Origin of the sequence: Segatella paludivivens DSM 17968 = JCM 13650 (assembly GCF_000373185.1) — a bacterium.
Lineage (GTDB): Bacteria > Bacteroidota > Bacteroidia > Bacteroidales > Bacteroidaceae > Prevotella > Prevotella paludivivens.
Window position 1 is genome coordinate 1 of the sequence record NZ_KB890683.1, and the last position, 1337, is coordinate 1337.

Genomic DNA, 1337 nt, shown 5'->3' on the forward strand with positions numbered 1-1337 from the left:
TCGTTGCGGTTGGTGAGCTTCTGCTTCATCAGGTACTTCTTTAAATCAAGCGAACGCTCCATTGCCTCACTCTCGTTGCGGCGGTAGTTGCCGATAGGAGCACCGTAGCCATTGATGCGGAGACCAACAAGGCTGGTGCCATAGCGCTGAAGTTCACTCTTAACGTCAGAGGCGATGGTGTTGAACACGGTGCGGTTGAATCTGCTGCCACTGAGTTTGGCTAGGGACTTGTTGCCGAAGATAGGTATCTCTCCGCTGCGATGGAACTTATCAATGTCTGAACCCTGAGGCTGAAGAAACTGAACATAGTCCATCAGATTATAATAATGTACATTGGGGTCGGGATTGTCGTTGCTCATGTCGTGAAGGTAGATATTCTTCAGAACGAGGTCCTCATAGACATGTCCGCGATGACCAGTGCAGTTAAGCTCCTCGCTCTCCACATACATGCGGCACTCCTGCATCCAGTCCTTATAAGGAACGGTGGTGTCGTAGATGAAGTAGCGCTTGGCGGCATGGCTGTCTTTGACAACGATGGGCATGTTGCGGCGATTGTCGGAAAGAACCTCTGTGCGGTGAGCATCACGCTCACGCTCACGCCCATTGATGACCACTGAGGAAAGCACTGAGACGGCGCTGTCTGTCTTAAGCACAGGAGTGAAGGTCAGCGACTCACAGCTTCCCACGACGCTGCTGTCATAACTTACCTTCATGCGAACGCGAAGCAGGTCGCCCTGACGGGTGAAGTTCTCGGAGTTCACGTAGATCTGTCCGCCGTAGACAGTCTGGGCGGATGCTGCGGATACTGTTCCGCAGAAGGCAAGAAGAAAGAATGCAGATTGTAATAGTTTCATTTCTCTATAAATATTATTTTCATTGTTATTATCTTATTATTATCACTTGATTATATACACCAGTGACACGGAAAGGGCAACTGGACCTACATAGTCCCTACCCTTTGTATATTCAAGGTAGCCATAGCTTCCCTCACGGTAATGGCGGTAGCGCAGATGCAGGTAGCCAGCGGAAAGGGAGGTATCTATGCCCCAATGGGGAGAGAGAATCTTATGAAAGCCGAAAGTGAGTCCGGCACCGTTGAAGTTACCTTCGGCACGATGACGGGTAAGACGAAAAATGGGAATGCGGTTTAGGTTGAAGCCTCCATGAATGCCGAAGACGCCGATGTAAGGACCATTGAAGACTTTACGGAACCAATGGCGGGCTTCGTACTGAACTGACCAGTTTTTCCATTTACGGTCACCATCGTAGGATATCGGGCAATAGGTTGAGGAAACACTCACGGTAAGGGTACTGTCGAGGCGGACCTCAGTACCCAG

Annotated in this window: 2 protein-coding genes; both read right to left on the reverse strand. The window is 50.1% G+C overall.

What is annotated here, in order from left to right; genetic code table 11:
* Window positions 1–854: DUF3868 domain-containing protein (locus B045_RS0112285; RefSeq protein ID WP_018464560.1), on the reverse strand; the 854-nt coding region annotated here is incomplete at its 3' end.
* Between the two features lie 42 nt (window positions 855–896).
* Window positions 897–1337 (reverse strand): DUF3575 domain-containing protein (locus tag B045_RS15175; protein WP_154650173.1); only part of this gene is annotated, 441 nt, incomplete at its 5' end.